Source organism: Rhodococcus sp. AC861, from assembly GCF_979256035.1.
The window spans coordinates 443,577-470,389 of sequence record NZ_CEEDMW010000004.1 but is presented as its reverse complement, the minus strand read 5'-3'; the positions used below and the strand labels follow the sequence as shown (position 1 = coordinate 470,389).

General features: G+C 68.3%; 27 protein-coding genes and 1 pseudogene. 16 read left to right on the top strand and 12 right to left on the bottom strand.

The window, feature by feature from the left end; translation table 11 throughout:
• Position 1 precedes the first annotated feature (1 nt).
• From AC0IX4_RS15715 to AC0IX4_RS15690, 6 genes are all read left to right on the top strand, one after another.
• Complete coding sequence (locus AC0IX4_RS15715; RefSeq protein ID WP_042573625.1) at positions 2–595, top strand: biotin transporter BioY; 594 nt, start codon at positions 2–4, stop codon at positions 593–595.
• Positions 595–1,713 (top strand): thiolase family protein, encoded by a 1,119-nt coding sequence (locus tag AC0IX4_RS15710; protein WP_471829939.1) that lies wholly within the window; start codon positions 595–597, stop codon positions 1,711–1,713. The genes AC0IX4_RS15715 and AC0IX4_RS15710 overlap by 1 nt, the downstream gene beginning before the upstream one ends.
• Positions 1,710–2,390, top strand: a complete 681-nt coding sequence (locus tag AC0IX4_RS15705) for an energy-coupling factor ABC transporter ATP-binding protein (protein WP_471829797.1) — start codon at positions 1,710–1,712, stop codon at positions 2,388–2,390. Before AC0IX4_RS15710 ends, AC0IX4_RS15705 begins: the two co-directional genes overlap by 4 nt.
• The gene (locus tag AC0IX4_RS15700; RefSeq protein WP_471829795.1) at positions 2,387–3,010 is read left to right on the top strand and encodes an energy-coupling factor transporter transmembrane component T family protein; all 624 of its coding nucleotides are present in this window, start codon (positions 2,387–2,389) and stop codon (positions 3,008–3,010) included. The genes AC0IX4_RS15705 and AC0IX4_RS15700 overlap by 4 nt, the downstream gene beginning before the upstream one ends.
• Positions 3,007–4,401, top strand: coding sequence for a class I adenylate-forming enzyme family protein (locus tag AC0IX4_RS15695; RefSeq protein ID WP_471829793.1), 1,395 nt, complete (start codon positions 3,007–3,009; stop codon positions 4,399–4,401). The genes AC0IX4_RS15700 and AC0IX4_RS15695 overlap by 4 nt, the downstream gene beginning before the upstream one ends.
• A 146-nt stretch (positions 4,402–4,547) precedes the next feature.
• On the top strand, positions 4,548–5,555 hold the full coding sequence (locus AC0IX4_RS15690; RefSeq protein ID WP_471829791.1) for a substrate-binding domain-containing protein: 1,008 nt from the start codon (positions 4,548–4,550) through the stop codon (positions 5,553–5,555).
• 80 nt (positions 5,556–5,635) lie between these two features.
• Here the strand turns inward: AC0IX4_RS15690 and AC0IX4_RS15685 are convergent, their stop codons facing one another.
• On the bottom strand, positions 5,636–6,973 hold the full coding sequence (locus AC0IX4_RS15685; protein ID WP_471829789.1) for an MFS transporter: 1,338 nt from the start codon (positions 6,971–6,973) through the stop codon (positions 5,636–5,638).
• A 138-nt stretch (positions 6,974–7,111) separates the two neighbouring features.
• Here AC0IX4_RS15685 and AC0IX4_RS15680 point away from each other — a divergent pair, with 138 nt between their 5' ends.
• Complete coding sequence (locus AC0IX4_RS15680) at positions 7,112–8,479, top strand: FAD-binding oxidoreductase (protein ID WP_471829787.1); 1,368 nt, start codon at positions 7,112–7,114, stop codon at positions 8,477–8,479.
• A 36-nt stretch (positions 8,480–8,515) separates the two neighbouring features.
• Positions 8,516–9,160: a class I SAM-dependent methyltransferase gene (locus AC0IX4_RS15675; protein ID WP_471829937.1), complete on the top strand. Its 645-nt coding sequence runs from the start codon at positions 8,516–8,518 to the stop codon at positions 9,158–9,160.
• Here AC0IX4_RS15675 and AC0IX4_RS15670 read toward each other — a convergent pair.
• From AC0IX4_RS15670 to AC0IX4_RS15660, 3 genes are read right to left on the bottom strand one after another with little or no spacing between them, the layout of a single operon-like run.
• The gene (locus AC0IX4_RS15670) at positions 9,136–10,233 is read right to left on the bottom strand and encodes a prenyltransferase (RefSeq protein ID WP_471829786.1); all 1,098 of its coding nucleotides are present in this window, start codon (positions 10,231–10,233) and stop codon (positions 9,136–9,138) included. The genes AC0IX4_RS15675 and AC0IX4_RS15670 overlap by 25 nt on opposite strands.
• A complete protein-coding gene (locus AC0IX4_RS15665; RefSeq protein WP_471829784.1) occupies positions 10,220–10,972 on the bottom strand; it encodes a class I SAM-dependent methyltransferase in 753 nt (250 codons plus the stop codon). The genes AC0IX4_RS15670 and AC0IX4_RS15665 overlap by 14 nt, the downstream gene beginning before the upstream one ends.
• Complete coding sequence (locus tag AC0IX4_RS15660) at positions 10,966–12,216, bottom strand: glycosyltransferase family 4 protein (protein ID WP_471829782.1); 1,251 nt, start codon at positions 12,214–12,216, stop codon at positions 10,966–10,968. The genes AC0IX4_RS15665 and AC0IX4_RS15660 overlap by 7 nt, the downstream gene beginning before the upstream one ends.
• 126 nt (positions 12,217–12,342) lie before the next feature.
• Here AC0IX4_RS15660 and AC0IX4_RS15655 point away from each other — a divergent pair, with 126 nt between their 5' ends.
• A complete protein-coding gene (locus AC0IX4_RS15655; protein WP_471829781.1) occupies positions 12,343–12,822 on the top strand; it encodes an SRPBCC family protein in 480 nt (159 codons plus the stop codon).
• Positions 12,823–12,834: 12 nt separating this feature from the next.
• Here the strand turns inward: AC0IX4_RS15655 and AC0IX4_RS15650 are convergent, their stop codons facing one another.
• The 5 genes and pseudogenes from AC0IX4_RS15650 to AC0IX4_RS15630 all read right to left on the bottom strand — a co-directional run bounded on the left by AC0IX4_RS15650 (position 12,835) and on the right by AC0IX4_RS15630 (position 18,444).
• Positions 12,835–14,928: a xanthine dehydrogenase family protein molybdopterin-binding subunit gene (locus AC0IX4_RS15650; RefSeq protein ID WP_471829779.1), complete on the bottom strand. Its 2,094-nt coding sequence runs from the start codon at positions 14,926–14,928 to the stop codon at positions 12,835–12,837.
• A complete protein-coding gene (locus AC0IX4_RS15645) occupies positions 14,925–15,926 on the bottom strand; it encodes an FAD binding domain-containing protein (RefSeq protein ID WP_471829777.1) in 1,002 nt (333 codons plus the stop codon). Before AC0IX4_RS15645 ends, AC0IX4_RS15650 begins: the two co-directional genes overlap by 4 nt.
• Complete coding sequence (locus tag AC0IX4_RS15640; RefSeq protein ID WP_471829775.1) at positions 15,923–16,474, bottom strand: 2Fe-2S iron-sulfur cluster-binding protein; 552 nt, start codon at positions 16,472–16,474, stop codon at positions 15,923–15,925. The genes AC0IX4_RS15645 and AC0IX4_RS15640 overlap by 4 nt, the downstream gene beginning before the upstream one ends.
• 39 nt (positions 16,475–16,513) lie before the next feature.
• The gene (locus AC0IX4_RS15635) at positions 16,514–17,311 is read right to left on the bottom strand and encodes a PIG-L family deacetylase (RefSeq protein WP_471829774.1); all 798 of its coding nucleotides are present in this window, start codon (positions 17,309–17,311) and stop codon (positions 16,514–16,516) included.
• A 102-nt stretch (positions 17,312–17,413) separates the two neighbouring features.
• Positions 17,414–18,444: pseudogene (locus tag AC0IX4_RS15630) on the bottom strand (Rv2629 family ribosome hibernation factor).
• Between the two features lie 119 nt (positions 18,445–18,563).
• Here AC0IX4_RS15630 and AC0IX4_RS15625 point away from each other — a divergent pair.
• Entirely contained in the window at positions 18,564–18,914 is a 351-nt protein-coding gene (locus AC0IX4_RS15625) for a DUF3140 domain-containing protein (RefSeq protein ID WP_056069783.1), read from the top strand.
• A gap of 246 nt (positions 18,915–19,160) precedes the next feature.
• Complete coding sequence (locus AC0IX4_RS15620; RefSeq protein ID WP_471829772.1) at positions 19,161–20,411, top strand: glycosyltransferase; 1,251 nt, start codon at positions 19,161–19,163, stop codon at positions 20,409–20,411.
• Between the two features lie 126 nt (positions 20,412–20,537).
• On the opposite strand, the gene AC0IX4_RS15615 is transcribed toward AC0IX4_RS15620, so the two are convergent.
• Entirely contained in the window at positions 20,538–21,323 is a 786-nt protein-coding gene (locus AC0IX4_RS15615) for a glycosyltransferase family 2 protein (RefSeq protein WP_471829770.1), read from the bottom strand.
• 259 nt (positions 21,324–21,582) lie between these two features.
• Between AC0IX4_RS15615 and AC0IX4_RS15610 the strand changes: the two genes are divergently transcribed.
• From AC0IX4_RS15610 to AC0IX4_RS15600, 3 genes are all read left to right on the top strand, one after another.
• Positions 21,583–21,975, top strand: coding sequence for an STAS domain-containing protein (locus AC0IX4_RS15610; RefSeq protein WP_471829769.1), 393 nt, complete (start codon positions 21,583–21,585; stop codon positions 21,973–21,975).
• Positions 21,976–22,025: 50 nt separating this feature from the next.
• Positions 22,026–22,469 (top strand): ATP-binding protein, encoded by a 444-nt coding sequence (locus AC0IX4_RS15605; RefSeq protein ID WP_052493142.1) that lies wholly within the window; start codon positions 22,026–22,028, stop codon positions 22,467–22,469.
• A 130-nt stretch (positions 22,470–22,599) separates the two neighbouring features.
• Positions 22,600–24,021: a PP2C family protein-serine/threonine phosphatase gene (locus AC0IX4_RS15600; protein WP_231568612.1), complete on the top strand. Its 1,422-nt coding sequence runs from the start codon at positions 22,600–22,602 to the stop codon at positions 24,019–24,021.
• Here AC0IX4_RS15600 and AC0IX4_RS15595 read toward each other — a convergent pair.
• Positions 24,001–24,552, bottom strand: a complete 552-nt coding sequence (locus AC0IX4_RS15595; RefSeq protein WP_471829767.1) for a CinA family protein — start codon at positions 24,550–24,552, stop codon at positions 24,001–24,003. The two genes, AC0IX4_RS15600 and AC0IX4_RS15595, sit on opposite strands and share 21 nt — an antisense overlap.
• Positions 24,553–24,669: 117 nt before the next feature.
• On the opposite strand from AC0IX4_RS15595, the gene nadE reads away from it, so the two are divergent.
• Together nadE and AC0IX4_RS15585 are read left to right on the top strand one after the other, a co-directional pair.
• Positions 24,670–25,494, top strand: a complete 825-nt coding sequence (nadE, locus tag AC0IX4_RS15590; protein WP_471829766.1) for an ammonia-dependent NAD(+) synthetase — start codon at positions 24,670–24,672, stop codon at positions 25,492–25,494.
• Positions 25,495–25,589: 95 nt separating this feature from the next.
• The gene (locus tag AC0IX4_RS15585; RefSeq protein ID WP_471829764.1) at positions 25,590–25,748 is read left to right on the top strand and encodes a hypothetical protein; all 159 of its coding nucleotides are present in this window, start codon (positions 25,590–25,592) and stop codon (positions 25,746–25,748) included.
• Between the two features lie 65 nt (positions 25,749–25,813).
• Here AC0IX4_RS15585 and AC0IX4_RS15580 read toward each other — a convergent pair whose 3' ends face one another.
• A complete protein-coding gene (locus tag AC0IX4_RS15580) occupies positions 25,814–26,788 on the bottom strand; it encodes a ferritin-like domain-containing protein (protein ID WP_471829762.1) in 975 nt (324 codons plus the stop codon).
• Between the last annotated feature and the right edge of the window lie 25 nt (positions 26,789–26,813).

The following is a 26,813-nucleotide window of genomic DNA, read 5'->3' as shown; positions in this document are numbered from 1 at the left end:
GGTGTCCACCACACGTTTCTCGGCTCGAGACCTCGCGCAGGTCGCCGTCTTCGCCGCGCTCATCGCCGCCCTCGGGCTTCCCGGATCGATCACCGTCGGGATCAGCGGCGTGCCCATTACCCTGCAGACTCTCGGCGTCATCGCGGCCGGCGCCGTTCTCGGAGCACGTAAAGGCGCTGCCGCGGTGCTCGTCCTGCTCGCGCTCGTGGCCATCGGCCTGCCGCTTCTCGCGGGCGGTCGCGGCGGTCTCGGAGTCTTCGCGGCGCCCAGCGTCGGATACCTCGTCGGCTGGGTCGTGGGCGCCTTCGTGATCGGCGCGCTCACCCGCCTCATCGTGCCCGCGTACCCGCTGTGGGCCGGTCTGCTGGTCAACGCCGTGGGCGGGATCGCCGTGATCTACGTGTTCGGCATCCTCGGACTACTCGTGCGCACCGACCTCGGAATCGGCGCGGCCATCGCCTCCACCGGCGCCTACGTTCCCGGAGATGCACTCAAGGTCGTCGTGGCCACCATCGTCGCGAAGGGCGTCCACCGGGCATACCCGGGTCTGATCGCACCGCGTCGCCGAGTGGCGGCTCGGACGTCCACCGTGTGATGGTCGCGCAGCCCGTCATCGTCGTCGCCCGACGCACCGCGGTGGGAACCGCCGGCCACGCCTTCGCCACCTGCACGGCCGCCGACCTGGCCGCGCCCGTGCTGGCCGACGTCGCCCGGCGGATCGCCCACCTCGGACCGGTCGACGACGTCGTCCTCGGCAACTGCCTCGGCCCCGGCGGCGACATCGCCCGCGTCAGCGCACTGCAGGCGGGACTCGGTCACGGCGTACCCGGCGTGACCGTCGATCGCCAGTGCGGATCGGGACTCGACGCGGTCGCCCTGGCGTCGTCACGTATCCGGGCGGGCGACGACACCCTGCTGCTCGCGGGGGGCGTCGAGTCCGCGAGCACCGCGCCGTGGCGCTACTTCCCCCCGACCGGCGGACAGGACCCGGTTCGCTACACCCGCGCGCCGTTCACCCCAGCAGGAACACCGGACCCCGACATGGGCGTCGCGGCGGACGACCTGGCGCGTCACCTCGGTATCGACAGAGTCCGCCAGGACCTGTACGCCGAGCGGTCGCACAAGCTGGCATCGATCACCGACTTCTCGGGCGAGATCGTGCCCGTCGCCGGGGTCACCGCGGACGAACGCGTTCGTTCCGGCCTCAACGCGGCGCGGCTCGGACGGTTGCGGCCGGCCTTCTCCGCCGACGGCACCGCGACGGCCGGGAACTCGTGCGGCATCTCGGACGGAGCGGCGGTCGTCGCCGTCACCACTGCCGACCGCGCCGACGGGCCGGCGCTCCGCATCCTCGGATGGTCGGTCGCCGGAACCGACCCGGCGCTACCGGGACTTGCGCCGATCCCCGCGATCGAGGCCGTGTTGTCGCGCTGCGGGGTCGCACCGACGGACGTCGGCATCGTCGAGATCACCGAGGCGTTCGCGACCGTCGCGCTCGCAGTCGTCGATCGCCTCGGCTTCGATCCGGACATCGTCTGTCCGGGCGGCGGCGCCATCGCTCTGGGCCACCCGTGGGGCGCCTCCGGTGCCCTTCTGCTCGTCCGGTTGGCTACACAGATGGCATCGACAACCTCGCCCGCGCTGGGCCTCGCCGCATGCGCTATCGGAGGCGGTCAGGGAATCGCGATGCTCGTCGAGCGGGTCGACCGGTGAGCGTCATCCGCTTCGAGCACGTCTCGCACGGCTACGGTCGGCGAAGCGTGCTGCAGGACATCGACCTCGAACTGACCGAGTCGCGCATCGGCATCGTCGGCTCGAACGGGTCGGGGAAGTCCACTCTGGCGCGCATGATCAACGGCCTCGTCTCCCCGAACGAGGGCACCGTCACGGTCGACGGTCTGAACGTCGCCCGCAAGGGTGGACAGGTCCGGCGCAAGGTCGGCTTCGTCTTCACCGACCCCGACAACCAGATCGTCATGCCCACCGTCGCCGAGGATCTCGCGTTCTCGTTGCGACGGACCGGCGCCGGCAAGGACGACGTGCGCAACCGTGTGTCGGAGATGCTCGACAAGTTCGGCCTGGCCGGCCACGCCGACCACCCCGCCCACCTGCTCTCCGGTGGCCAGAAGCAGATGCTGGCGATCGGTGCGGTGCTGATCCGCCGACCCGAGGTCCTCGTGGCGGACGAGCCGACCACGCTCCTCGACCTGCGCAACGCCCGCAAGGTGGGACGCGTCTTCGACACCCTCGATCAGCAGGTCGTCGTCGTCACGCACCATCTCGATCTGTTGACGAACTTCGACCGCGTCATCGTCATCCACGACGCGCGCGTGGCCTACGACGGACGTCCCGCGGACGCCTTGCCCGCCTACGAGGCGTTGCTCGAATGATCGGCCTCTATCAACCGGGTCGATCACTGCTGCACCGACTTCCGGCCGGCACCAAGCTTCTGCTGCTGATGGTTGCGGTCGTCGCCGTGATCGCCCTGGTGCGCAGACCCGTCGATGTCGCCGTGGCCGCCGCCCTGGTGTGCGGAGCGTTCGCGGTGGGAGGCATCGGTCCCCGTGTCGCTCTCGCACAGATCCGCCCACTGTTCTGGATGGTCGCTCTCATCGCGGTGTTCCAGGTCGTCTTCACCACCCCGGCCCGAGCAGTGGTGGTGTGCGGCGTCCTGGTGGTCACCGTCGCGGCCGCGAGCCTGGTCACTCTGACCACCCGCGTCACCGAGATGCTGGACGTCTGCGACCGCCTCCTGCAGCCTTTCCGGAGATTCGGTGTGGATCCCGACCGGGTCGGTCTGCTTCTGGCACTGACCATCCGGCTCGTTCCGGTCCTGACGGGAATCGTTCACGAGGTGTCGGACGCACGCAAAGCCCGCGGGCTGCAATGGTCGATGACCGCGCTGGCGACACCCGTCGTCGTCCGTGCACTCCGTACCGCTGACGCGCTGGGAGACAGCCTCGTCGCGCGAGGCGTCGATGATCCGGCGACAGATCAGGACGAGTCGTGATAGCGGCGCGGATCGAACGGTGGGCGCGGGGCACCCCGGACTCCCGCGCGGTGACCGCGGCGGACGGGTCGCTGACCTATCGGGAGCTGTGGGATCACTCGGGTCGCGTCGCCGCGCGCGTCGCCGGAATGCCTCGTGTCGCAGTGCTTCCTGCGTCCGATCTCGGCTCGGTGGTCACTCTGATCGGCGCGATACGCGCGGGTTCCTCGCTGGTCCTGCTGCATCGCCATCTCCTACCCGACCATCTCGCATCCGTGCTCGACATCAGCCGACCGGGGGCTGTCGTCGCGTCGACACGCGGCAGGGAGCGTCTTCGGCGACTCGGCTACGACGGGCCCCTCGAGTCGCCGACGGATCTCACGGCAACGCCGGCGACGCCTGTCGGCGATCCCGACGAGTCCGCCGAACTGTTGGCGGGGCTGACCTCCGGAACGTCGGGGAAGCCCAAGCTGTTCGTGCGGTCCCGCCGATCCTGGACTCGAACTCTCGATCGCTCGGACGAGGAATTCACCGTCGACGAGCACTCCCGCGTCGCCGCGCCGGGCGTCCTGGACCACACCCATTTCCTGTACGGACTGGTGCATGCTCTGACGCGAGGTGCCTCGGTGGACCTGCGACCGGTCGACTCGTGGGCCGCGAGCGGCGCCGATCCGACGCACGTCTACACCGTTCCCACCATCGCGCACGACATCGCTCGACGCGTCGACCTCACCCCGGGAAGTATCCGAGAAGTGTTGTCCTCCGGTGCCTTCTGGCCCGAATCCGGGAGACGCGCCCTGTCGGAACGCCTACCCGGGGCCACCCTCGTGCACTTCTACGGGGCGTCGGAACTGAGCCTCGTCGCCGTGTCGTCCTCCGCCGAACCGGTTCCGCCGGGCTCCGCCGGGCGACTGGTGTCCGGGGTGCAGGCGCGGGTGGTCGACGGTCTGGTCGAGGTACACAGCGACATGAACTTCGACGGCTATCTGACCTCGCCGGACGACGCGGTACCGACGGGTGGTCCGGTCGACGGATGGATGGGTGTCGGCGATCGGGGCGAGGTGCACGACGGGTGGTTGTTCCTCACCGGTCGCAGCAGCGACACCATCGTGCGCGGCGGCCTGAAGGTCGAACCGATCGACGTGGAGCGAGCGCTGCGGGAGTTTCCCGGCATCGTCGACGCCGCGTGTGTCGGAGCTCCGCACGTGCGGATGGGGCACGTGCCGGTGGCGGCAATCGTCGTCGACGACCCGGTCGATCCCGCTGCGTTGCGACGCCATCTCCGGCGCCGCCTGGAGGCCCCCGCGCTCCCCGCCGCCGTGGTCACGGTGAGCTCGCTCCCCCGCACTCCGCGTGGAAAGCTCGACCGCACTGCCGTTCTCGCCGCAGTGCAGGCCGAGGCGCGCACCTGACGCACCCGCACCGCTGCGGACGTATTGTCTGGACAAACTATTGACAATGCTTGTGATGTGGATTACACATATCTCCGGGTCGCGACCTCATGATCACGACCTCGTATCCAGCACACCGACTAGTCGGCGTTCGAGAAAGAGACCGAATGACACGTCATCTCACCCGTCGGGGCACCGCTGTGGCTCTCGGCGTCGCATTGAGCGTCACCCTGGCAGCGGGCTGCTCGAGTTCCGGCGGGGCTCCGGAGTCCTCCGGTGACGGCGGCGGCAACGCCGGCACGGCCGACACTCCCAAGGCGACCATCGCGATGATCACGCACGAGGTTCCCGGAGACACGTTCTGGGACCTCATCCGCAAGGGTGCCGAGGCGGCAGCCGCGAAGGACAACATCGAGCTGCGTTACTCCTCCGACCCCGAGGCACCCAACCAGGCCAACCTGGTCCAGAGCGCCATCGACTCCAAGGTCGACGGCATCGCGGTCACGCTGGCCAAGCCGGACGCCATGGCGCCGGCCGTCGAGGCCGCGACCGCAGCGGGCATCCCCGTCGTCGCGTTCAACTCCGGGTACGACGCCTGGAAGGATCAGGGCGTCCAGCAGTACTTCGGCCAGGACGAGACCATCGCCGGCCAGGCAGTCGGTGAGCGCCTGACCACCGAGGGTGCGAAGAAGACGCTCTGCATCATCCAGGAGCAGGGTCAGGTCGCCCTCGAATCCCGCTGTGCCGGTGTGACACAGGGATTCACCGGTGGTTCCACCGAGATCCTGAACGTCAACAGCAAGGACATGCCGTCCGTCGAGGCCACCATCACGGCCAAACTGCAGCAGGATCCGTCGATCGACCACATCGTCGCTCTGGGCGCCCCCATCGCGCTGACCGCGGTGCAGTCGAAGGCGAACGCCGGCTCCGAGGCAACCGTCGTCACGTTCGACACCAATGCCGCACTCGTGGAGGCCATCCAGGGTGGCGACGTGGCGTGGGCCGTGGATCAGCAGCCGTACCTGCAGGGCTACCTGGCAGTCGACTCGCTCTGGCTGTACCTCAACAACGGCAACACCATCGGTGGAGGCACCCCGGTTCTGACCGGACCCGCGTTCATCGATTCGACCAACATCGACGCGATCGCGGAATACGCCAAGGGCGGCACCCGCTAGTCCCGTCACGCACACGAATCCGGTGCGGAAATGTTCGCTGAGCGAGCATTTCCGCACCGGATTTCTCGTGTCTCGGGCCGTCAGGCCATGTTCACGTTCCGGGTCTCCACCAGCGCCCGGGTACAGAACAGGCTCAGCACCGACAGCAGGGCGAGCATGACGCCCACGGCGATGCTGCCGAACTCGGCGGTCAGCGGGGCGGCGAGCAGCGGCGGGATCGCGCCACCGAGGACTCCCGCGAGGTTGTAGCCGAGACCGGCGCCCGTGTATCGGAATCGGGTCTGGAACAGCTCCGGCAGCATCGCTCCGGTGGGGCCGTACGCGATGCCGAAGATGGACAACGTGACGCACATGGCGACGACGTAGGCCGTGCTGGACCCGGTGTCCAGCAACGGGAACAGCACCAGTGACCACGGGACGGCCACCGCGCAGGAGACCATGATGACGCGCCGCCGGCCGACCCGATCCGAGAACGTCGCGGACAGCGCGATGGTGATGCCGAAGATGACGGCGCCGACGATGCCGGTCCAGAGTACGAACGGCCGGTCGAATCCGAGGGTCTTGGTGCCGTAACTCGTGAGATACGCAGTGCCCATGTAGAACAGCGAGAACAGCGAGGCGAGTGCGCCCGCCGCGAGCAGCACTTCCCGCTTCTGCACGTGCCACGCCTCGAGGACCGGCAGCTTGCCAGGCACCTTCTGCGCAGCCGCCGCCTGGTCCGCTCGGAAGATCGGCGTCTCCTCGATCGCGAGCCGCATATAGAGGCCGATCAGCACCAGCACGGCGCTGAACAGGAACGGGATGCGCCACCCGTAGTTCAGGAACGTCTCGTTGGTGTCGCCGAAGACGGCGCCGGTGACCAGGAACGTCGCGCTGGACAGGATGAATGCCGCCGACGGTCCCAACTGCGGGAACATTCCGTAGAAGCCGCGCCGCTTCGCCGGCGCGTACTCGGCCGTCAGCAGCGTCGCCCCCGCCCATTCGCCGCCGACAGCGAAGCCTTGGCCGAACCGCAGGACGACCAGGATGATCGGGGCCGCGACACCGATGGTGTCGGCGCCGGGCAGCAGACCGATGACGAACGTCGACACACCCATCAGCAGCAGTGTCGAGATGAGGGTCTTCTTGCGCCCGATGCGGTCACCGAAGTGTCCGAACAGCACGGCACCTGCCGGACGTGCGATGAACGCGACGGCGAAGGTCGCGAACGAGGCCACGGTCCCCGCCGTCGCCCCGAGCGCGGGGAAGAACACCGTCGGGAACACCAGGGCGGCAGCGGTTCCGTAGATGAAGAAGTCGTAGAACTCGATCGTGGTGCCGATACCGCTGGCAACCGCCACCTTGCGCACGCTCGTCCGCGGGGTGGTGGGTGGTGCTGCGACGCGCGCGGTCGCGTCGTCGGGCGAAACTGTGGTCATGGTTCTCCATCCGAGGTGAGGAACGTCCGAATGGTCGGACTTGCGAGGAACCGTATGTGACCTGAACCACTCCCACTACCCTCCGAAGAGGGGGTCGGCGCCAGCGGGCGAGATGCCGCTCACAGCTACCCTCGACTGATGATCGTCGATGCACTGCTCGCCGAACTCCCCGCCGATCGGATCGTCCTGGACCCCGACGTCATGGCGTCGTACCAGCACGACGAGGCGGAGTGGGCGTATTCCACCGCTCCGCTTGCCGTCGTACGGCCCACCACCGCCGAGGAGGTCCAGGCGACCGTGCGCGCCTGTCTCGCGACCGGTACAGCGGTGGTGACTCGCGGCGCAGGTACCGGGTTGTCCGGCGGAGCGAACGCGAGCGAGGGATGCATCGTTCTCGCCCTCGATCGGATGACCACGATCCTCGAGATCGACCCGCTCGAGCGCTATGCCGTCGTCGAACCGGGCGTCGTGAACGATCACCTGCGCGCGGCCGCCGCCGAGGTCGGGTTGTGGTACCCGCCCGATCCCGCCAGCTCACCGTGGTCGACGATCGGTGGGAACGTCGCCACCAATGCCGGCGGACTCTGCTGCGTGAAGTACGGGGTCACCCGCGATTACGTCATGGGGCTGCAGATCGTCACCGGGACAGGCGATCTGGTGCGACTGGGTCGCAAGACCGCGAAGGGGGTCGCGGGGTACGACCTCGCAGGTCTGATGGTCGGCTCCGAGGGGACGCTGGGCATCGTCACCGAGATCACCGTCAAACTCCGTCCGCTCCAGGATCCGCAACGCACCGTCGCCGGATACTTCGACTCGATCGTCGATGCCGGGCGAGCCGTCGCCGCCGTCGCCGCCGCGGGCCTGACGCCGTCGGCTCTGGAACTGGTCGACAAGCAGTGCCTGCTCGCGGTGGACGCCTGGAAGAACATGGGTCTCGCCGTCGACGCCGAGGTGGTGCTGCTCGGCCGGGTCGACACTCCCGGACAGGTCGGCGACCAGGAAGCGGAGACGATGCTGGCGTGCTTCGACGAGGGCGGCGCCACGTGGTCGGCACTGTCCACCGACCAGGAGGAAGCCGACGCGTTGTTCGCGGCCCGGCGTTTGGCGTATCCCGCGATGGAACGCCTGGGGCCGGTGCTGACCGAGGACGTGTGCGTCCCCAAGCGGCACGTGCCGGAGATGCTCTCGCGCATCGAGAAGATCGGCATCGCCCACGACGTCGTCATCGCCAACATCGCCCACGCCGGCGACGGCAATCTGCATCCTCTGCTGATCACTCCGCGGGACGACGATGCGGCGCGCGCGCGAGCACAGGCGGCGTTCGCCGAGATCATCGACGCCGCACTGGAACTCGGCGGTACCGTGACCGGAGAACACGGTGTCGGACTGCTGAAGATGCACGGACTGGTGCAGGAGCTCGATCCGGTGGTGCTGACCATGCACCGTGCAGTGAAGGCAGCTCTCGACCCGCGGGGCATCCTCAATCCCGGCAAGGTGTTCGACTAGGCTCGGCGCGTGACCGACACTCCCGCACCGCCCGTCATGCCCGACGACCTCCGCGAGTTCGCCGAGGCAGCAACGGGTTTCATGCCCGCCGACGAGGGTCTCGCACTGTTCGACGCGGCCGCCGAGTTCCTCGGCGACGGGGTCGCGGTCGAGATCGGCAGCTACTGCGGCAAGTCCACCGTCTATCTCGGCGCCGCCGCGCGTGCCACCGGTGGACGCGTCGTCACCATCGATCACCACCACGGGTCCGAGGAACACCAGCAGGGGTGGGAGTACCACGACGAGTCGTTGGTCGATCCGTCCACCGGATCGCTCGACACGTTGTCCCGGTTCCGGCGCACCATCGGCGGGGCGGGCCTCGACGACGTGATCATCGCGGTCGTCGGACGCTCCAGCGAGGTCGCGGCGATCTGGCGGCAACCGGTCACCGTCCTGTTCGTCGACGGTGGTCACACGGACGAGGCGGCCGCGGCCGATTACGAGGGCTGGGCCCCCTGGATCACCGTCGGGGGCGCCCTGTTGATCCACGACGTGTTCCCGGATCCGGCCGACGGTGGTCAGGCGCCGTACCGCATCTACCGGCGGGCACTCGACACCGGCCAGTTCACCGAGGTGCGAGCTGCGGGGTCACTGCGAGTGCTGACGCGTACCTCCGGTCAGCCGGGAACGCTCGCCGAATAGGACTCCCCCGCGCAACCGCACAATCGGTGCGCGCCGGACAGTCCGACGGGCAGGTCGTCCCCGCGGAAGATTCCGGAACCAGCGCTCGAGCGAGACAGCGCGTCGGCCGCGAGGATCATCGCACCCGTGGTCCACGTGGTCCGTTCGACCGGCCACCGCTTACCGTCCGCGTAGACGAGGCCGGTCCAGTAGGACCCGTCGCTCTCCCGCAGATGCTGCATGTTCGCGAGCAAGGCGACCGCCGCGTCGCGACGGTCCATCGCGTCGAGCGTCAGTACCAGTTCGCAGGTCTCCGCTCCGGTGACCCAGGGGCGGTCGTCGACGCAGCGGATACCGAGCCCGTCCACCACGAAGTCCGTCCACCGCTCGTCGATACGCCGCAGAGCCGCGGGGCCGCGCACCGCGCCGCCCAGGATCGGGTAGTACCAGTCCATCGAGTAGGACGGCTTCGGCGTGAAGGCCGAATCATGGTGCCGGAGAACGTGTCCGAGTCGGCCGACCGCCACCTCCCAGTCGGGCTGGGGGTCGCCGATGTACGCCGCGAGTGCCAACGCGCAGCGCAAGCTGTGATGAATGCTCGCGTTCCCGGTGAGCAGCGCTTCCGCACGCGAGCCGTTCGGTCCGGCCGCCCAGGCGATCTCGCCGCGATCGGACTGCAGGGAGAGGACGAAGTCGACGGCGCGGCGCACGGTCGGCCACAGTGCGAGCGCGAAGTTGTCGTCGCCGGTGACGAGGAAGTGGTGCCACACCCCCACCGCGATGTAGGCGCAGAAGTTGGTGTCGGATCCGGCGTCCTCGACGACCGACCCGCGCATCCGGATGGGCCACGTACCGTCGTCGCGCTGGGTGCGCCGCGACCATTCGTAGGCGGCGTCGGCCTCCTCGACCAGGCCGGCCGCGCTCAGAGCCATCGCTGCTTCGACGTGGTCCCACGGATCCAGATGTCCGCCGTCCGACCACGGCACGGCACCGGACCGTAACTGGACCGCCGCGATGCTCCGGGCGCTCTCCAGACACTGCTCGGCCGTCAGGACGTCGGGGACGGACGGGACCGCATGCTCAGTGAGCGCCACGCTCGACCTCCGGTCGATCGCGACGGGCCTCCGGCTTGCGCAGGTAGATCACGACGGACTTGCCGATGGCCGGGTTCAGCACCTTCTCGAGGATGCGGGTCGTCCGAGGGGCTTTCATCATGTCCCACACCAGCATCGAGTGATACCCGCGCACCAGTGGGTGGTCGTTGTTGCGCACCCCCACGGCGCATTTGAGCCACCAGTACGGCGCGTGGAGCGCGTGCGCATGGTGAGTGTGGGTGACCTCGAGGCCCGCATCGGTCAGCGATGCCGCCAACTCGCCGGCGCGATAGATCCGCACGTGCCCGCCCTCGTTGGCGTGGTACTCGTCCGAGAGCGCCCAGCACACACGCTCGGGCAACCACCGCGGGACACTCACCGCCACGGTGCCGCCGGGCCGCACGACGCGGGCGATCTCGGCGATGGCCCGCGCGTCCTGCGGGATGTGCTCGAGCATCTCGGAGACGATCACCCCGTCGAACCACTCGTCGGGGAAGGGCAGCGACAACGCGTCGCCGACGACGGTCTCCGCGGTCGCGGACTCCGGAACCTGCTTTTCCTCGGCCATCGCGCCGAACATGACCTTGACCTCGTCGAGTTCTTCCGCGTTCTGGTCGAACGCCGTGACATGCGCTCCGCGGCGGTACAACTCGTAGGAGTGACGTCCCTGGCCGCAGCCGATGTCGATGACGCGATCACCCTCGCCGAACCCGAGTCGGTCGAAGTCCATGGTCAGCATGTTCTCACTCGATTCCGTCGTGGTCGGCGACCGTCGTCGATCGCCTTCTCGTACTGCTCGACCGTCGCTGCGGCCACTGCCGCCCAGCCGTAGGTGGAGGTGGCACGTTCGCGTCCGCGTTCACCCATGGCGCGCCGGCGCGGCTCGTCGTCGAGCGCGCGAGTCAGTGCGAGGGCGAGTGCGTCGCTGTCTCCGGGAGGCACCAGATCGGCGCAGAGCCCGTCGGGCCCCACCACTTCGGGGATCGCCCCGGTGCGGCTCACCACCAAGGGCGTCGCGCACGCCATCGCCTCGATCGTCGGGAGCGAGAAGCCTTCGTACAACGACGGCACGCAGGCGACGTCCGCCGAGGCCAGGACGCGCGCCAGTTCGGCGTCGTCGAGGCCGCTGCGGGTCCGCACGATGTCGCCGATCCCGAGTGCGTCGATCAGAACCCGTGTCGGTCCGGCCGGGTCGACCTTCGACACCAGCTCGAGCTCCACGTCGCGCTCGGTGCGGATCTTCGCCACCGCCTCGAGAAGATGCCGCACTCCCTTGAGTGCGACGTCGGCGCTGGCGACCGCCACGATCCGCCCGGGAACTCGCGGCGCGACTCCCGGTGCGAACACCGTCGTGTCGACACCGAGAGGGACCACGGTGACCGCCGCGGGATCGACGCCGAAGGCTTCGACGATGTCGACGGCGGACGAGTGCGACACGGTCAGCAGGCGCGCGATGCGGCGCGCCACCCGCCTCTGCATGGTCAGGAAGCCATACCAGCGACGGACGGTGATCTGCCGACGCCACGGTGCGGCCGCGAGGTCGAGCGCGCGATCCCGCGTGATCGGGTGATGGATGGTGGCCACGAGGGGCAGCGGAACTCGCAGCAGCCCGTAGCTCAGCGACTGGTTGTCGTGCACGACGTCGAACTCGTCGGCCCGCGCGCGAAGCAGTCGTGCGACCCGAGCGCCGAACGTGCGGGGTTCGGGGAAACCCGCGGTCCACATCGTGAGCACCTCGGACACGTCCACGAGGTCTCTGATCTCGGACGGTTTCGGGGTGCGGAACGGATCGTCGTCCCGGTACAGGTCCAGACTCGGGACGCGGGTGAGGCCCACTCGTGGGTCGAGGTCGGGGTACGGCTGACCGGAGAAGACCTCCACGCTGTGTCCCTGGTCGACCAGGGCCCTGCTCAGACGCGAGACGTATACGCCCTGGCCGCCGACGTGGGGCTTGCTGCGGTAGGACAGCAAAGCAATGCGCACGTGGGTCCCCCGAGCTGTCGCGGCAAATGATGACCCGATGTGTCTACCACCTCCGCGGTTCCTCGAATCCGCGTGACCGTCCGGTAGCGCTTCCGCGGCGGCGGGCGGTGGTCCAGACTGGACGACATGACGGGAACTGCGGACAGGGCCCTGCACATCCACCTGCCGGAAGGCGTGCCGCTCATCGATGTTCGGCGTGAGTTCGACGCACCGGTCTCCGCAGTGTTCCGAGCCCACGCCGAACCCGAACTGGTCGCCCGCTGGCTCGGCCCGGCGGGGTACGAGATGTCGGTCGAGGAGTACGACTTCCGCAGCGGCGGGCGCTATCGCTACATCCATCGTGATCCCGGTGGCGCCGAGTACGCCTTCCACGGCGTGTTCCACACCGTGCGCACGGACGAGTTCGCCGTGCAGACGTTCGAGTACGAGGGCTTTCCCGATGTGGTGAGCATCGAGTTCCTCACCTTCGTCGATCTCGGTGACCGGTGTCGGCTCGAGGGACATTCGGTCTACCCGTCCCTCGACGCGCGCGACGGGATGGCGGCGAGCGGAATGGAGAAGGGCATGCGCGAAGGGTACGAACGGCTCGATCTCCTCCTCGTCTGATCGGCTCGTCACTCACTGGCGCAGCGCGGGATCCATCTTCTCGACGAGGGTGTCGAGACGGATGGGAAGGTCCCGCACCCGCACGCCGCACGCGTGATACACGGCGTTGGCGATGGCGGCTGCCGATCCGACGTTGCCGATCTCGCCGATTCCCTTGCTGCCCATGGGATTGAGATCGTCGTCGTCCTCGTCGACCCAGATCGCCTCGATGTCGCGGACGTCGGCGTCCACCGGCACGTGGTATTCCGCGAGGTCCGCATTGAGGAATCCGCCGTGTCGGCGGTCCACGATGCCCTCCTCCATCACAGCCATTCCCAACCCGAAGATCATGCCGCCCATGAACTGCGACCTCGCCAACCGGGGATTGAGCACGCGGCCCACGGAGAAGACACCGAGCATCCGGTTCACCCGCACCTCGCCGGTGTCCACGTCGACGTGCACCTCGGCGAAATGGGCGCCGAAGGCTTGACGAGCCCTTTCCGCACGCTCCTCGAGATCGTCGGCGGTGTCCGCCAGGACGCTCGCACCGGCGGCCGGGTCACCGTCGGCGACCAGTGCCCGGCAGGCCTTGGTCACTGCCCATCCCCACGACGACGTGCCCGACGATCCGCCGGCACCGGGCGCTGTCGGCAGCGAACTGTCGCCGACGTGGATGTGTACGCGGTCCAGGGAGACACCGGCGGCATCGGCGGCGATCTGCGCCAGAACGGTGCGAGCGCCCGTCCCGATGTCGGACGCGGCGATGGCCACGTCGACCGTGCCGTCGTCGCGAGCGGTCGCGCGCGCGGTGCTCGGAGACGTCATGGCCGGGTAGGTCGCCATCGCCACCCCGGTGCCGACCAGCGTCCGCCCCACCCGTCGGATTCCTGGACGCGGATCGCGCTCGGCCCACCCGAATCTGCGGGCTCCCTCATCGAACACCCGGCGGACGGTCCGGGAGGTGTACGCCTGCCCGTCTGCCGGGTCGACCGACGGCTCGTTGCGTAGTCGCAGCTCGATGGGATCCATGCCGAGGGCATAGGCGAGTTCGTCGACCGCGCACTCGAGCCCGAACATGCCGGGGCACTCACCGGGAGCCCGCATCCACCGCGGCGTGCCGACGTCGAGCGCGACGGCGCGGTGGGTCGTGGACACGTCGGCGACGTCGTACACGTGCCGGCTGCCCTCCGAGGTCTGCTCGACGAACTCCATGACCGTCGACGTCTGCTGAAGGGAGTCGTGCAGAAGCGCTGTCATCGAGCCGTCGTGGTCCGCCGAGAGTCGGATGCGCTGGATGGTCGGAGTGCGATAGCCGACGAAGTCGAAGGTCGACCGGCGCGGCACGGGGAACGACACGGGCCGACCCACCACGGACGACGCCATCACCGCCACCACCGCGTTCGGCCGTGTGCTTCCCTTCGACCCGAATCCTCCCCCGACATGTTCGGCGACGACGCGAACTCGGCCAGGCTCCAGGTGGAAGAGTTCGGCCAGATCTCCAGCCACTCCCGACGGCGCCTGGGTGGAATCCCACACCGTCAGCGTGGACCTGTCCTCGCTCCAGGACGCGATCGAGGCGTGCGGCTCCATCGGCGCGTTGTGCTCGGCCGGCGTCGTGTATCGGACGTCGACGCGCACCGGGGACGCGTCGAATCGTGCCTCCGGCTCCCCCTTGACGACGTCGGTGTCGAAGCCCGCGTTGACTTGTTCGGGGGCGTAGATTCCGGGGTGATGTTCTCGTAACTCGTTGTCGCACTGCCTGCTCTCGTACGTGACGTCGACTGCCGACGCCGCGTCCTGGGCCTGCTCCAGCGTGTCCGCCACGACGACGGCGACGATCTGCCCGCGGTAGGAGACTGCGTCGGACTGCAGGACCTGGAGTTCGCCGTCCCCGGGGTCACCCAGCGTCGGGGCGTTGCCGTGCCAGAGCACGTCCAGAACACCCGGAAGCGCCAATGCTGATGCACGATCGACGTCGACCACCCTCCCGGCAGGAACAGTCGCCCCGACGATGACCGCGTAGGCAAGAGATCCACCGACATCCTTGTATTCCGCCGCGTATCGTGCTGCGCCGGTGACTTTCTCGCGGCCCTCGAGCCTCACGACAGGCGTTCCCATGACGGTCATCGACGGGCCTCGTCGGCAGCGACGTCGGACAGGGACATCACGGTCGACGCCGCGGTCGATGCGACGAGCGACATCTTGTAGTTGTTGTCCGGGAACGTATGCGCGGCACCGAGCTCGTGTTCCATCGCCGCCACCACCGCGGCGCGGGACGGAATCGAACCGAGCAGATCGTTCTCGGCGATCGTCGCCCGCCACGGTTTGTGCGCCACACCGCCCAACGCGATCCGCACGGTCGTGAACACACCGTTCTCCACCACCACCACAGCGGCGACGGACACCACGGCGAAGGCGTACGACGCGCGGTCGCGCACCTTGCGGTAGGTCGAGCGCGCACCGGACGGGAGCGGCGGAATGTCGAGGTGGGTGACCCACTCCCCGTCCCGCAGTGTCGAGTCCCGTTCCGGGGTGGATTCGGGTAGACGATGCAGATCGGCGAATCGGATCTCTCGGATCCCGTCCGTTCCGACAACACCGACGGTGGGGTCGAGGGCCGCGAGGCCCACTGCCATGTCCGACGGGTGGGTGGCGATGCAGTACTGCGACGCGCCCAGCACCGCGGCGTTGCGGCGATCGCCTTCGAGAGCGGAGCATCCCGACCCCGGTTCGCGCTTGTTGCACGCCGTGTCGACGTTCATGAAGTACGGGCAGCGGGTGCGCTGGAACAGGTTGCCACCGGTGGTCGCCATGTTCCGGAGCTGGCCCGACGCGCCCGACAACAGAGCGCGCGAGAGCACCGGATACTGCGAGCGCACGACCGGATCGGCGGCCAGATCACTGTTGCGCACCAGCGCTCCGACGCGCAGACCACTGTCCGCGTTCCACTGCGTGTCGGCCAGGGCGAGGCCCGTGATGTCGATCAGTCGATCCGGTGTCTCGACGCCCAGCTTCATCAGATCGACCAGATTAGTGCCACCGGCCAGCACACGCGTCGCTCCCTGTGCCAGTGCCGGCGCCACGGACGCCGCGTCCTCGGCCCTGTCGTAGGCGAATGTCTTCACGCCTCGACCCCCACGGTGGTGGCGTCGCGGGGCGGCATGTTCTCCCGCACCGCGGCGACGATGTTGGCGTACGCGCCGCAGCGACAGATGTTGCCGCTCATGCGCTCTCGTATCTCGTCGTCGGTCGAGACCGCCGCGCTGTCGAGGTCGTCGGTGACCGCGCTCGGCCACCCGCCCTTCATCTCGTCCACCACGGCGACCGCGGAGCAGATCTGACCGGGCGTGCAGTAGCCGCACTGGAACGCGTCGTTGTCGAGGAAGGACGCCTGCATCGGATGCAGGTCGTCGCCGTCCGCGAGACCCTCGACGGTCGTGATGTCGTCACCCTGCGCCGCGACGGCCAGGGTGAGACAACTGGTGATGCGGCGGCCCCCGGACAGCACCGTGCAGGATCCGCACTGTCCGCGATCGCAACCCTTCTTGGAGCCCGTCAGGCCGAGCCTCTCGCGAAGTGCGTCGAGGAGTGTCGTGCGGACGTCGCACTCGACCCGATGCTCCTCGCCGTTGACGGTGAGGGTGACGCTGATGTCGCGAGTGACCTGGCTCATAGCCTCCGGTCTACCCGGCGGACCCGAGGCCAAACCGTCTCACAAGGGCAGCGCGGTCTCCTTCACCGTCGGCGGCGCATCGACAGCGGGCACGATCCGGCGGAACCACTCGGTCCCGAAGGCCGACGCGAGATCCGCGTCGGACATCGGGATGAAGGGGCCGAAGTCGCCGATCTGCGATTCGTGCACCACCATCGCCGCGCGCTTGGCAACTAGCACGCCCGTCACGTCGACGGCCGTGGTCAGCTCCGACTCCGGGAGTCCGAAGGATTCGATGTCGAGCTGGGGCGCCTCGTCGTTCTCGGACGGGTCCCAGTTGGGATTGGCCGCCATCATCTCGCGCATGCGGTCGCGGTTCATCGTCCCCTCGTAGACGAACGGCACCGAGGCGAGCTCCGCCGCACGAACTCCGACGTGATGCACCTGGACATGGTCGGGATGGCCGTAGCCGCCGTTGGGGTCGTACACCGTCAGCACGCGGGCCTGCTCCTCGTCGAGGACGTCGGCAAGACGACGAGCAGCCTCCTCCACCGGCGCGTTGGCGAAGGCGATCGGGTTGTCGTTGCCCTCGGTTCCCGCCATTCCGGAGTCCGCGTATCCGAGCATGACCACGCGCGCGGCACCAAGTATCTCGGCGGACCGCTCGAGCTCGAGTCGGCGCCGATCGTGCAGCGATTCACCGTCCGCGAGCAGTCCCTCCGGGAACTCTCCCAGCGCACCGTCCGTGGCGGTCACCAGAACGACGCGGTGGCCGGCATCGGCCGCTGCACGCATGATTCCGCCGGTGCCGAACACCTCGTCGTCGGGATGGGCATGGAAGCACACCAACACACTCATCGCCAGATCGTCGCACGGAGCGCGCTGCGGCCCGCGATCAGACGGCGTATCGGCGCAGCCCTGCGATGCCGTCGCGCTTACTGATCCTCTCGTCGACCCGGATCACCTCGGCGTCGATGTGCAGCGCGCCGTACGGAACGGCCTCGTCGGCTCGCAGAGTGCGGGTCGGTGCACTCCGAATGCCGACAGCGCATCGGCGTCCGGGGCGATCATGGTGGGTGACTCGTCCGAGACCACGGTGACGTCGGGAAGATCACCGATCAGAACCGTCGCGAGGCTGCCGCCGCGGACCGCCGCGCAGACGTCGTCCACCCCGTCGATCGCCAGACCCGACCCACGACCGAGCTCCGCGGACCACGTCTGCGCGGCGTCGTCCATCGCGGCGAGACGTCGACGCTCGATCTCCTCGTCGATCGCGCGGCCGAGCTCCTCGCTGTGGTCACCGCTCCCGCGCGCCCCGATGTCCAGGTCGACGACGACGTCGGCCGTCCGCTCCGGGAGTGCGGCACGGAGATCGGACCGCGAGCGGACCTCACCGGCGACGAACACGACATCGAGTGCCCGCTGATCCACCAGCTCGGTCACCCGTCCGCCACCGCGCCCACGTTGCGTCTCGCCGCGTCGTCGGTCCGACGCTGCGGGGTGCCGTACCCGGCGGACTCCGCCCCGGCGGACTGGTGGATCGGTCCGGACACCGCGTCGACCGTCTCCTGGTGGGTTCCGCCGCTGCTCTGCACGGTGATGTCGGCCCCTGCATGGTCCACCCATGCGAGGCAGTAGCTCAGGTTTGCCGGCCCGTGATCGAACAGCGGCACGAGGTACGGCAACTCGGAGACCCGGACCTCGGTTCGGACCGGCGGGCCGATCAGTCGCTCGTCGATCAGCACCGTCGATCCCGCGGCGATCAATCCGCGACCGCTCCGCCCGACGGCCGGCGGCGCGTCCAGCACCGCAGCGCGGAGAGCGTCCACCGTCTCCTCCGACGAGGAGTTCCGTCGGAGCTCCTCCTCGATCCCCCGCCACGACAGTTCGAGGCGGGTCCGGCCGTCCTCGGTGTCGTGGGAGTCCTCGAAGTAGACGGACACGAACGGTTCGCTCGACTCGGTCAACGTACGCAATGAATTCGGATGCATCGGTGCCTCCTACGGTCGAATGGTCTCGGCCGCATGGCTGCCCGTCACGCAACGAGTCAAACGGCGGCACTGCTCCCGGGCCAGGATTGCGACCCTCCGGTGCGGGGAACGTCCGGTCGATGACGGATACGAAGAAGAGCGGAACCCCCGACGGCCTGGACGACATCTGGGACGACTGGAACGACGCGGTGAACATGACCAGGAAGGAACTCTCGGACTGGTTGGCAACGGACGAATCCAAGTCGGTCGGTGACTCGAAGGACGGCGAGTCGACAGGACACGAGATGGGTCGACGGATCACCGACATCCTGGACACGAAGAAATCGGATCTGACCGACGACGACGTCAAGGCGATGCACAAGGTCGTCGGCTACGTCCATCGGCACCGCGCGCAGGGGCCGTCGAAGGACGTGGAGCACTCGCGCTGGCGCTACTCCTTGATGAACTGGGGTAACGATCCCCTGAAGTAGGGGGCAGGTATTCGGAGCAGGTAGTCCGGTCGGATGTTTTCTTCACACGATCCGGGTTATACCTCGGAGATGTCCGAATCCATGTCGGTGCTGCTGTGGCACGTTCACGGCTAGTGGGCGTGCGCGTCCTTCGCTGACGCCGACGACACGACTTTCCGACCGCTCGACCCGCACCACCGACAGAAAGGGACGTCGTTCAGTCACCAGCGACGTCTCGCAACCGTTGTTCCGAGGGACGGATTCCTCATGCGTATCGCCATGGTGTCTGAACACGCAAGCCCGCTCGCCGCGCTCGGCGGCATCGACGCGGGAGGCCAGAACGTCCACGTCGCGGCATTGGCTGCCGCTCTCGTCGACCGGGGCCACGACGTCTCCGTCTTCACTCGACGAGACTCGACCGACCTCCCCGACGACGTCACCGTCCCCGACGGCTACCGGGTCGTCCACGTGCCGGCCGGTCCACCCGCACCGATGGCCAAGGACGAGTTGCTGCCGTTCATGGGCGATTTCGCCGCCGGTCTGTCCGAGCACTGGACGGCGGATCGTCCGGACGTGGTGCACGCACACTTCTGGATGTCGGGTCTCGCGACCCAACTCGCCGCCGGCCCCCTCGCCATCCCGACCGTCGTGACCTTCCGTGCGCTCGGTGTAGTCAAGAAGCGGCACCAAGGCACTCGGGACACATCTCCCCCGAGCCGCACGAAGATCGAAAGGCTCATCGCACGCAGCGCGGACCACGTAATTGCCACCTGCTCCGACGAGGTGACGGAACTCGTCCGGATGGGCATCCCGCGACGCCGAATTTCGGTGGTGCCGTGCGGTGTCGACCTCGAACAGTTCCAACCCGCAGCGATAGCATCGGCCGACCCGACTCGCCGAGGACGCCTCGTCGCGGTGGGCAGACTGGTGCCGCGCAAGGGCTTCGACCTGGCGATCGCCGCGCTCGCGTCGGTCCCCGACACCGAACTGATCATCGCCGGCGGCGAGCGCAGCGACGTCTCCGACGATGCCGAGGCGAAACGCCTCAGGCAGATCGCCGTCGCTCACGGGGTGGCCGATCGAGTCCGCCTCGTCGGGCAGGTGTCGCACGAGTCGATGCCCGATCTTCTCCGGTCGGCGGACGTGGTTCTCTGCACACCCACCTACGAGCCGTTCGGCCTCGTTCCGCTCGAAGCGATGGCGTGCGGCATCCCGGTGGTCGCCACAGCGGTCGGAGGATTCCTCGATACCGTGATCGACGGTGTCACCGGTGTCCTAGTGCACCGCCGGACACCCGCCGCAGTGGCCGACGCCGTGCGTCGACTACTCGCCGACGAGGGTCGCCGCACCGGGTACGGCATGTCGGCCGCCGACCGCGCCCACGCGCGCTACTCGTGGGAGCAGATCGCCGTGGACACCGAACGTGTCCTTCGATCACTGTTGCCGGAACCGGTTGTCGCGCAGCACGCCGAGATGGCCGAGGACGGAACGAGAGACGGTCGCCTGGACCTCGTGTGAGGCCGTGCTGCTATCCCACGTAGCGACGGGCCGCGGATCGGGACTGGGGTTCCTCGAGGAGGACGAGACCCCGTTCCACGGCCGGCGGTACGGGCTTGCGATGACGAATGACCCACCCGGCCGACATCATCGCCTCCCACACTGCCGATGCCGTCGCGCGGTCCCGCGGAGCGGATCGGAGCACTGCCACGGTTCGACGGACAGCGCTGCGGACGGGCCGCCGCAACCACAACGTCCACAGCGTGTTCCGGATGCCGAGTTGGCGGCGACGGGTCGCATCCCGGCTGACCGACGGCTCGTGCTCGATGACCAGTGTTCTTCCCACACCATCCACCACCCGGCGGCAGCGAGATCGAGCGCGAGCAGTTCTTCCTCGCCGCCGAGCCACATCCTCTCGCAGAATCCACCCACCCGCCGGAACGCCGAGACGCGAATCATCGTCAGCCCCGCCATGATTCCGAGCAGCGCCGGCCCCGGCAGCCAGGAGGGTCCCTCGATCGGACTGTCCCGGAACTCGGCCGTGATCGGATCCTCGACCAGCGACGGGGCGACCAGACATTTTCCCGTGACCGTGGCGACGGCCGGGTAGGTGTCGAGACGCGCTGCCCCCAGGGACAGCGCACCCTCCTGCCATCGCGTGTCGTCGTCGCAGAACGCCACGTAGGGCGTCGTGACGATGTCGACGGCGCGGTTGCGTGCGACCCCGCCGAGGTTCTCCGACAGCGCCAGGAGCCGCACCTCGGGGAACAGGTCCCGGACCATCTCGACCGTGCCGTCCGTGGAGGCGTTGTCCACCAACACGATCGGAGCCTCGTCGGACAGCGAGGTCATGTGTTTCAGTGTCCGTTCCAGCTCCGCTCGACGGTTGTGCGTGATCATTACGACGGTGACGCGATCAGCAACCTCGGTCATGCGCGGACCTCCTCGGTCATGCTCGGGCCTCGTCGCTCGGTGGTGGCCCGCAGTCGCGGGCAGGGAGCCGGTCGACAGGACGGTGCTCCAGGCGATGTCCACGGGGTGACCGGGTCCGTGGGGGACAGTTCATCGCACGCCGTTACCCCCGTGACGGCCCGTCAAACCGGACGTGCGAGAGTTCGAGCCGGTGTGGCATCGGTCGGACTCGGCTGCTTGAATGGCCTTTCTGGACCGAACACCGAAAGGCAGGCATCCGATGTCGATCGCCGAGAACACCACGGACGCATTCCGTGTCGACACCGAATGGCACGACGACGCAGCCGTTCTGACTGTCGTGGGCGAACTCGATCTGGCCACCGCGCCGATACTTCAGGACGCGGTCGATGCCGTGCGCACCACAGCGTCGGGTGCTCTCGTCATCGATCTCACGGGCGTCGACTTCCTCGCGTCCGCAGGGATGACCGTGTTGGTCACCTCTCATCAGGCGGTCGGCGACAACGTCGCTTTCGCGGTCGTCGCCCGCGGTGCGGCGACGGCTCGACCTCTGCAGTTGGTCGGTCTCGACGAGACCTTCCCGGTTCTCGACACCCGCGAGGCGGCCTTGGCGGCCGTCCGTTCGTCCGGGTCGCGCGCGACCGATCCCGCATGAGCGGTGCTCCCGGTGTGAGGACTGGTCACGCGTGGGGTACTCCTGCACCTGTGATCGACGACGCGACGACCGAGCACCGCCATCCGCCCACCCAGTTGTCGTTGACCGATCTGGACGCCGAGCCCCAGCGCATCACCGATGCTCGGGTGCGGTTCGGCGCCTGGCTCCGGCACACGCCGTTCGATTCGACACGGGCCTACGACATCGTCCTGGCCGTGTACGAGGCGATGGCCAACGTCGTCGAACACGCGTACGGACCGGCGGCCACGGGCCGCGGTCGACGCGTCTTCGATCTCCAGGCCACCTTCGATGCCCCTCGTCTGGAGGTCGCTGTGCGCGACCACGGCACCTGGTCCGAGTCGTCGCCGGGCCCGCTGCGCGGCCGGGGTCTGCCTCTCATCGAGACGCTGTCCGACGACGTGACGTTGTCTTCCGCGGATTCGGGAACCACCGTGACGATGGCGTGGGATGTCGACGCGGCACCCGGGAGATGAACACCGGGTGGGAGATCGACACCGGCGGCCTCGTCTCGTAGACTTCCCGTAACTGCTGAGGCCCTATACGGAGCCTTGTCTCCTCCAGCCCCGGGGAGAGCACCCTCGCTCTCGTTCTTCCGGAGGCCCCATGACTGCACTTCATCCCCGTCAGGTCGTCCCGGCCGATAACGCACCGTCGTCGAGGCCGATCTACGCCTCGCATCCGATCGACGCCGCCCATGTCTTCGACTCCCCGAGGCGTGCATCGTCGCGAACCGCGATGGAACCGATCGACCTCGGTCCCGATCCAGCGCATGCCGCCGAGCTGGCACGTCTCGCAGCACTGGCACGCTACGACGTCGAGCACACCGCCGCGGACGGCGCCTTCGCTCGCATCGCTCGCCTCGCCGCTCGGTGGTTCGACGCTCCGTACGCCTCGGTGTCCATCATCGACGCCGATCTGGTGCGCTTCACCGCCACCTACGGCGACGGACTGCCCGACCACACGGAGCGTCACGACGCCCTCTGCACGATGGCCATGACGCACGACGGCCCCTTCGTCGCAGCGGACACGCTGGCTGATCCGTCCACCGCCGGCAGCGCCTTCGTCCGTGGTGAGCTGGGCATCCGCTTCTATGCGGGCGCACCGATCGTCACGGCCGACGGATTCCGTCTCGGCACCGTCAACGTGTACGACGTCACTCCACGTAGCGTGTCCGACGATCGTGCGGATATCCTCATGGAGCTCGCCGACATTGCCATGGACGAGTTCGAGCTGCGCCTGTCCGCGGCGACGAAGGTCCGCGCCGAGCGCGAGTTGCGGACCAGAGCCGAATCGGATGCGGCGATCATCGGTGACTACGCCGCGGTACTCCAGCGCACGCTGTTGCCGCCGTCGCTCCCCACGATCGAGGGCCTCACGCTGGCGTCGCACTATCACGCGTCGTCGCCGTTGCAGGTCGGTGGTGACTTCTACGACGTCTTCGCGTTGGGCAACGACCGGTGGGCGTTCTTCCTCGGCGACGTGCAGGGTCACGGCGCCGGCGCTGCGGCGGTCACGTCGTTGGTGCGCTACACCCTGCGCGCGGCGGCACTGCACCACGAGGACCCCACCGAGGGACTCGCGGAGCTCAACCGCCTGCTCCTGATGGACACCTCGCACCAGCGCTTCTGCACGGTGCTGTTCGGCTTCATCACTCCGGACCCCCGCGGCGGGTTCCGCGTCACTCTCGCAACGGGAGGGCATCCGCCCGCCTTACTGCTCGACCCTGCGCGCGGAGAAGTGCACGAGATCCGTTCCAGCACGGGCATGTTCGTCGGCGCTCTCGAGAACGCCACGTTCAGCTCGTGCAGTTTCCGGCTCGAGGAGGGGCAGACCCTGCTCCTCTACACGGACGGCATCACCGAGGCGCGCCCCGACGGCCGGACGATGTTCGGCGAGGACGGACTCGCACAGTTCACGCAGGCCCGCCTCGGCTTGTCCACGGCGAAGGTGGTCGAGGATCTGGTCGCCCTGATCCCCGACCTCTCCCCGATCGACGACATCGCGCTACTGGCTCTCGGAGCCTGACCGGGCGTGGTCGCGCAGCAGGCGTAGCGCACGTTCGATGGTCGCCGCGAGGACGTCCTTCGGGTCGCCCTCGAAAACGACGCGTTCCGCGCTGACGGTCCCGTGGTCGTCGACCCCGAACCAGACGGTGCCGGGGGGCACGTCCTCCATCGTCTCGGGTCCCGCCTCACCGGTGACGGCCACGGTGAGGTTCGCGTCGGTCGCCGATGCCACCCCGCTGGCCATGGCGGTCGCTGCCTCCTCGCTCACGACGGGGCCCCGCGGAACCTGCAGGAGCGTGTACTTGACCTCGCTCGCGTAGGCGACGACCGAGCCGCGGAACCAGGTGCCCGACGACGGGGCGCGACCCAGGTTGGCGGCGATGTTCCCGGCGGTCAGTGATTCGGCGGTGGCGATACGAAGGTCGCGCGAGAGTGCGAGGTCCGCTATCTCGGAACAGATCTCGGCGAGATCGTCGTCGGTGTCGACTCGCTGTTCCGGTTCGGCCGCGTCTGCCTCGATGAGCTCGTCGCTCTCGGTGTGTTGCGACATCTCTGGTCGATCCCCTCTGGAGAATTTGTGGACCTCCGGACATTCCCGGTCTCGTCGGCGGCAAACACTTCGTTCCCGCAGTGTCACATCGGGCGGATCGGCGCTAGCGTTGGTCTCATGCCGACTCTTCGCGACACCATCCGAACCGAACTCGAGGTCCGCCCGACCATCGATCCCGCAGCGGAGATCGACACGCGTGTGGGCTTTCTCGCCGATTACGCCGTCGCCACCGGCACCGCGGGCTTCGTGCTCGGTATCAGCGGCGGACAGGACAGCACGCTCGTCGGACGCCTGTGCCAACTCGCGGCGGAACGTGTCCGCGCGAGCGGAGGAAAGGCGGAGTTCGTCGCCGTACGGCTCCCCTACGGCACCCAGGCGGACGAGGACGATGCGACCATCGCACTCGACTTCATCCAGCCCGACACCACGGTGACGGTCGACATCAAAGCCTCGGTGGACGGCGCCGCCGGTGCCGCGGCCGCAGCCCTGGGAGTCGATCGGCTGCGCGACTTCGTCCGCGGCAACATCAAGGCGCGGGAACGCATGGTCGCCCAGTACGCACTGGCAGGAGAGCGCAATCTGCTGGTCGTCGGCACCGACCATGCGGCCGAGGCCGTCACCGGCTTCTTCACCAAGTACGGCGACGGCGGAGTCGACCTCACCCCGGTCACCGGACTGACCAAGAGGCAGGGCGCTGCATTGCTGCGTGAGCTGGGAGCGCCCGAGAGCACGTGGAAGAAGGTCCCCACCGCCGACCTCGAGGACGACCGGCCGGCGCTTCCGGACGAGGAAGCCCTGGGCGTGACCTACGCCCAGATCGACGCCTATCTCGAGGGCGAGGATGTTCCGGACGACGCCGCTGCCACCATCGAGAACTGGTTCCTGAAGACGCGGCACAAGAGGACCACTCCGGTCACCCCCAGCGAGACCTGGTGGCGATGACGACTGTGTGAACCTGTCGCGATCGGGTAACCCCTGTCACAGCGCTCGAGAAGTGAGGCGTCGACACATCGAGGTGTTTCGACAGGAGTGGGAAGATGGATACCGAGACAGTCGTCTGGATCGATCCGAGTCCGCGGCAGGAATGGTGGGAAGCAGTCATGGCCCGGTGCGCAACCGGTAGCGTCTCCGACCGATCGGGGCGCGAACCTGCGCCCCGCGACACCGGACCTCGCACCACGGTGACACGCAACTAGGTAGCACCGATGAGAAGTGCCCCCGAGGATTCGTCCTCGGGGGCACTTCTCACGTTCGGGGTCGATCAGGAGATGCCGACGATGTCCTTCGCCAGGGCAGCCAGACGCGTCTGCGCTGCCGAGACCACCGAGTGGCGGTTCTTGTTGCGCTCCTCGTAGGCGACCACGGTGCGCAGGTCCGACGGGTCGGTCAGTTCTTTGATCTCCGCGACTGCAGCGGAGACGTTCAGGGAGTCGTAGTCGTCGATCGGCAGTTCCTGCTCGTCGAGCGTGCCGCCGGCCGCACGGGTGCGGTGGATGGCGTCGGCGACACCGGTGGCGCCGCCCTCACGTGTCACGTCCTCGGCCGTCTCGAGAGCAGCGTCGCGGCTCGCGGTGACAGTGTCGACGGCGAGCTCGGTGGCACGCTGGCCTCGACCGATGAGAGTCGACACCTTGGCGGGGACGTCCTTGGCCGTGCCGACCACGCGGTCGACGCCCCGGCTCGACCAGGTGACGGGAGTGTTGATCAGACGCACTGCAGCACCTGTCGCTGCCTGGATGGGCGTGCGGCGCAGGGCGGCGGGGCCACCCAGCGCATCTTCCGCGAGGACTGTAGTGAGCCACTCGACAGTTGCCGAGTGGGCGGTGACGAGGTCGTCGGCCAACGAGACCACCGCGGGCACGGAGGCAGTCGTGGCGAGCGCCTTCACGTAGCGCGAGCGGTCGAGGAGCTGGTGTTCGAGAGCGAGGTCTCCGAGAAGTGCCTCGTCGAACGGCTGTGCCTGCTCACCGATCGACTTCAGCAGTGCGGTGAGGCGTCCGACGACGGGTGCGACGACTCCGGGAAAACCGCCGAGGTCGCGGATGGTGGTGTCGATGCGAGCAGCGCGATCGCGACCGTTGGACGCGTTCTGCAGCAGCTCGTCGCGGACCGCTTCGGTCCGAGCCTGCGCGACGCGAGTCTCTGCGACCTGCACCTCGGTGTTGGTGAGTGCGAGAAGCGCGCGCAGCTGGGCGACGAGCGTCGCCCGATCGGTGTGTGCGGTGGTGCTGACCATCTGTTGTCCCCCTGTGAGTGGTGGT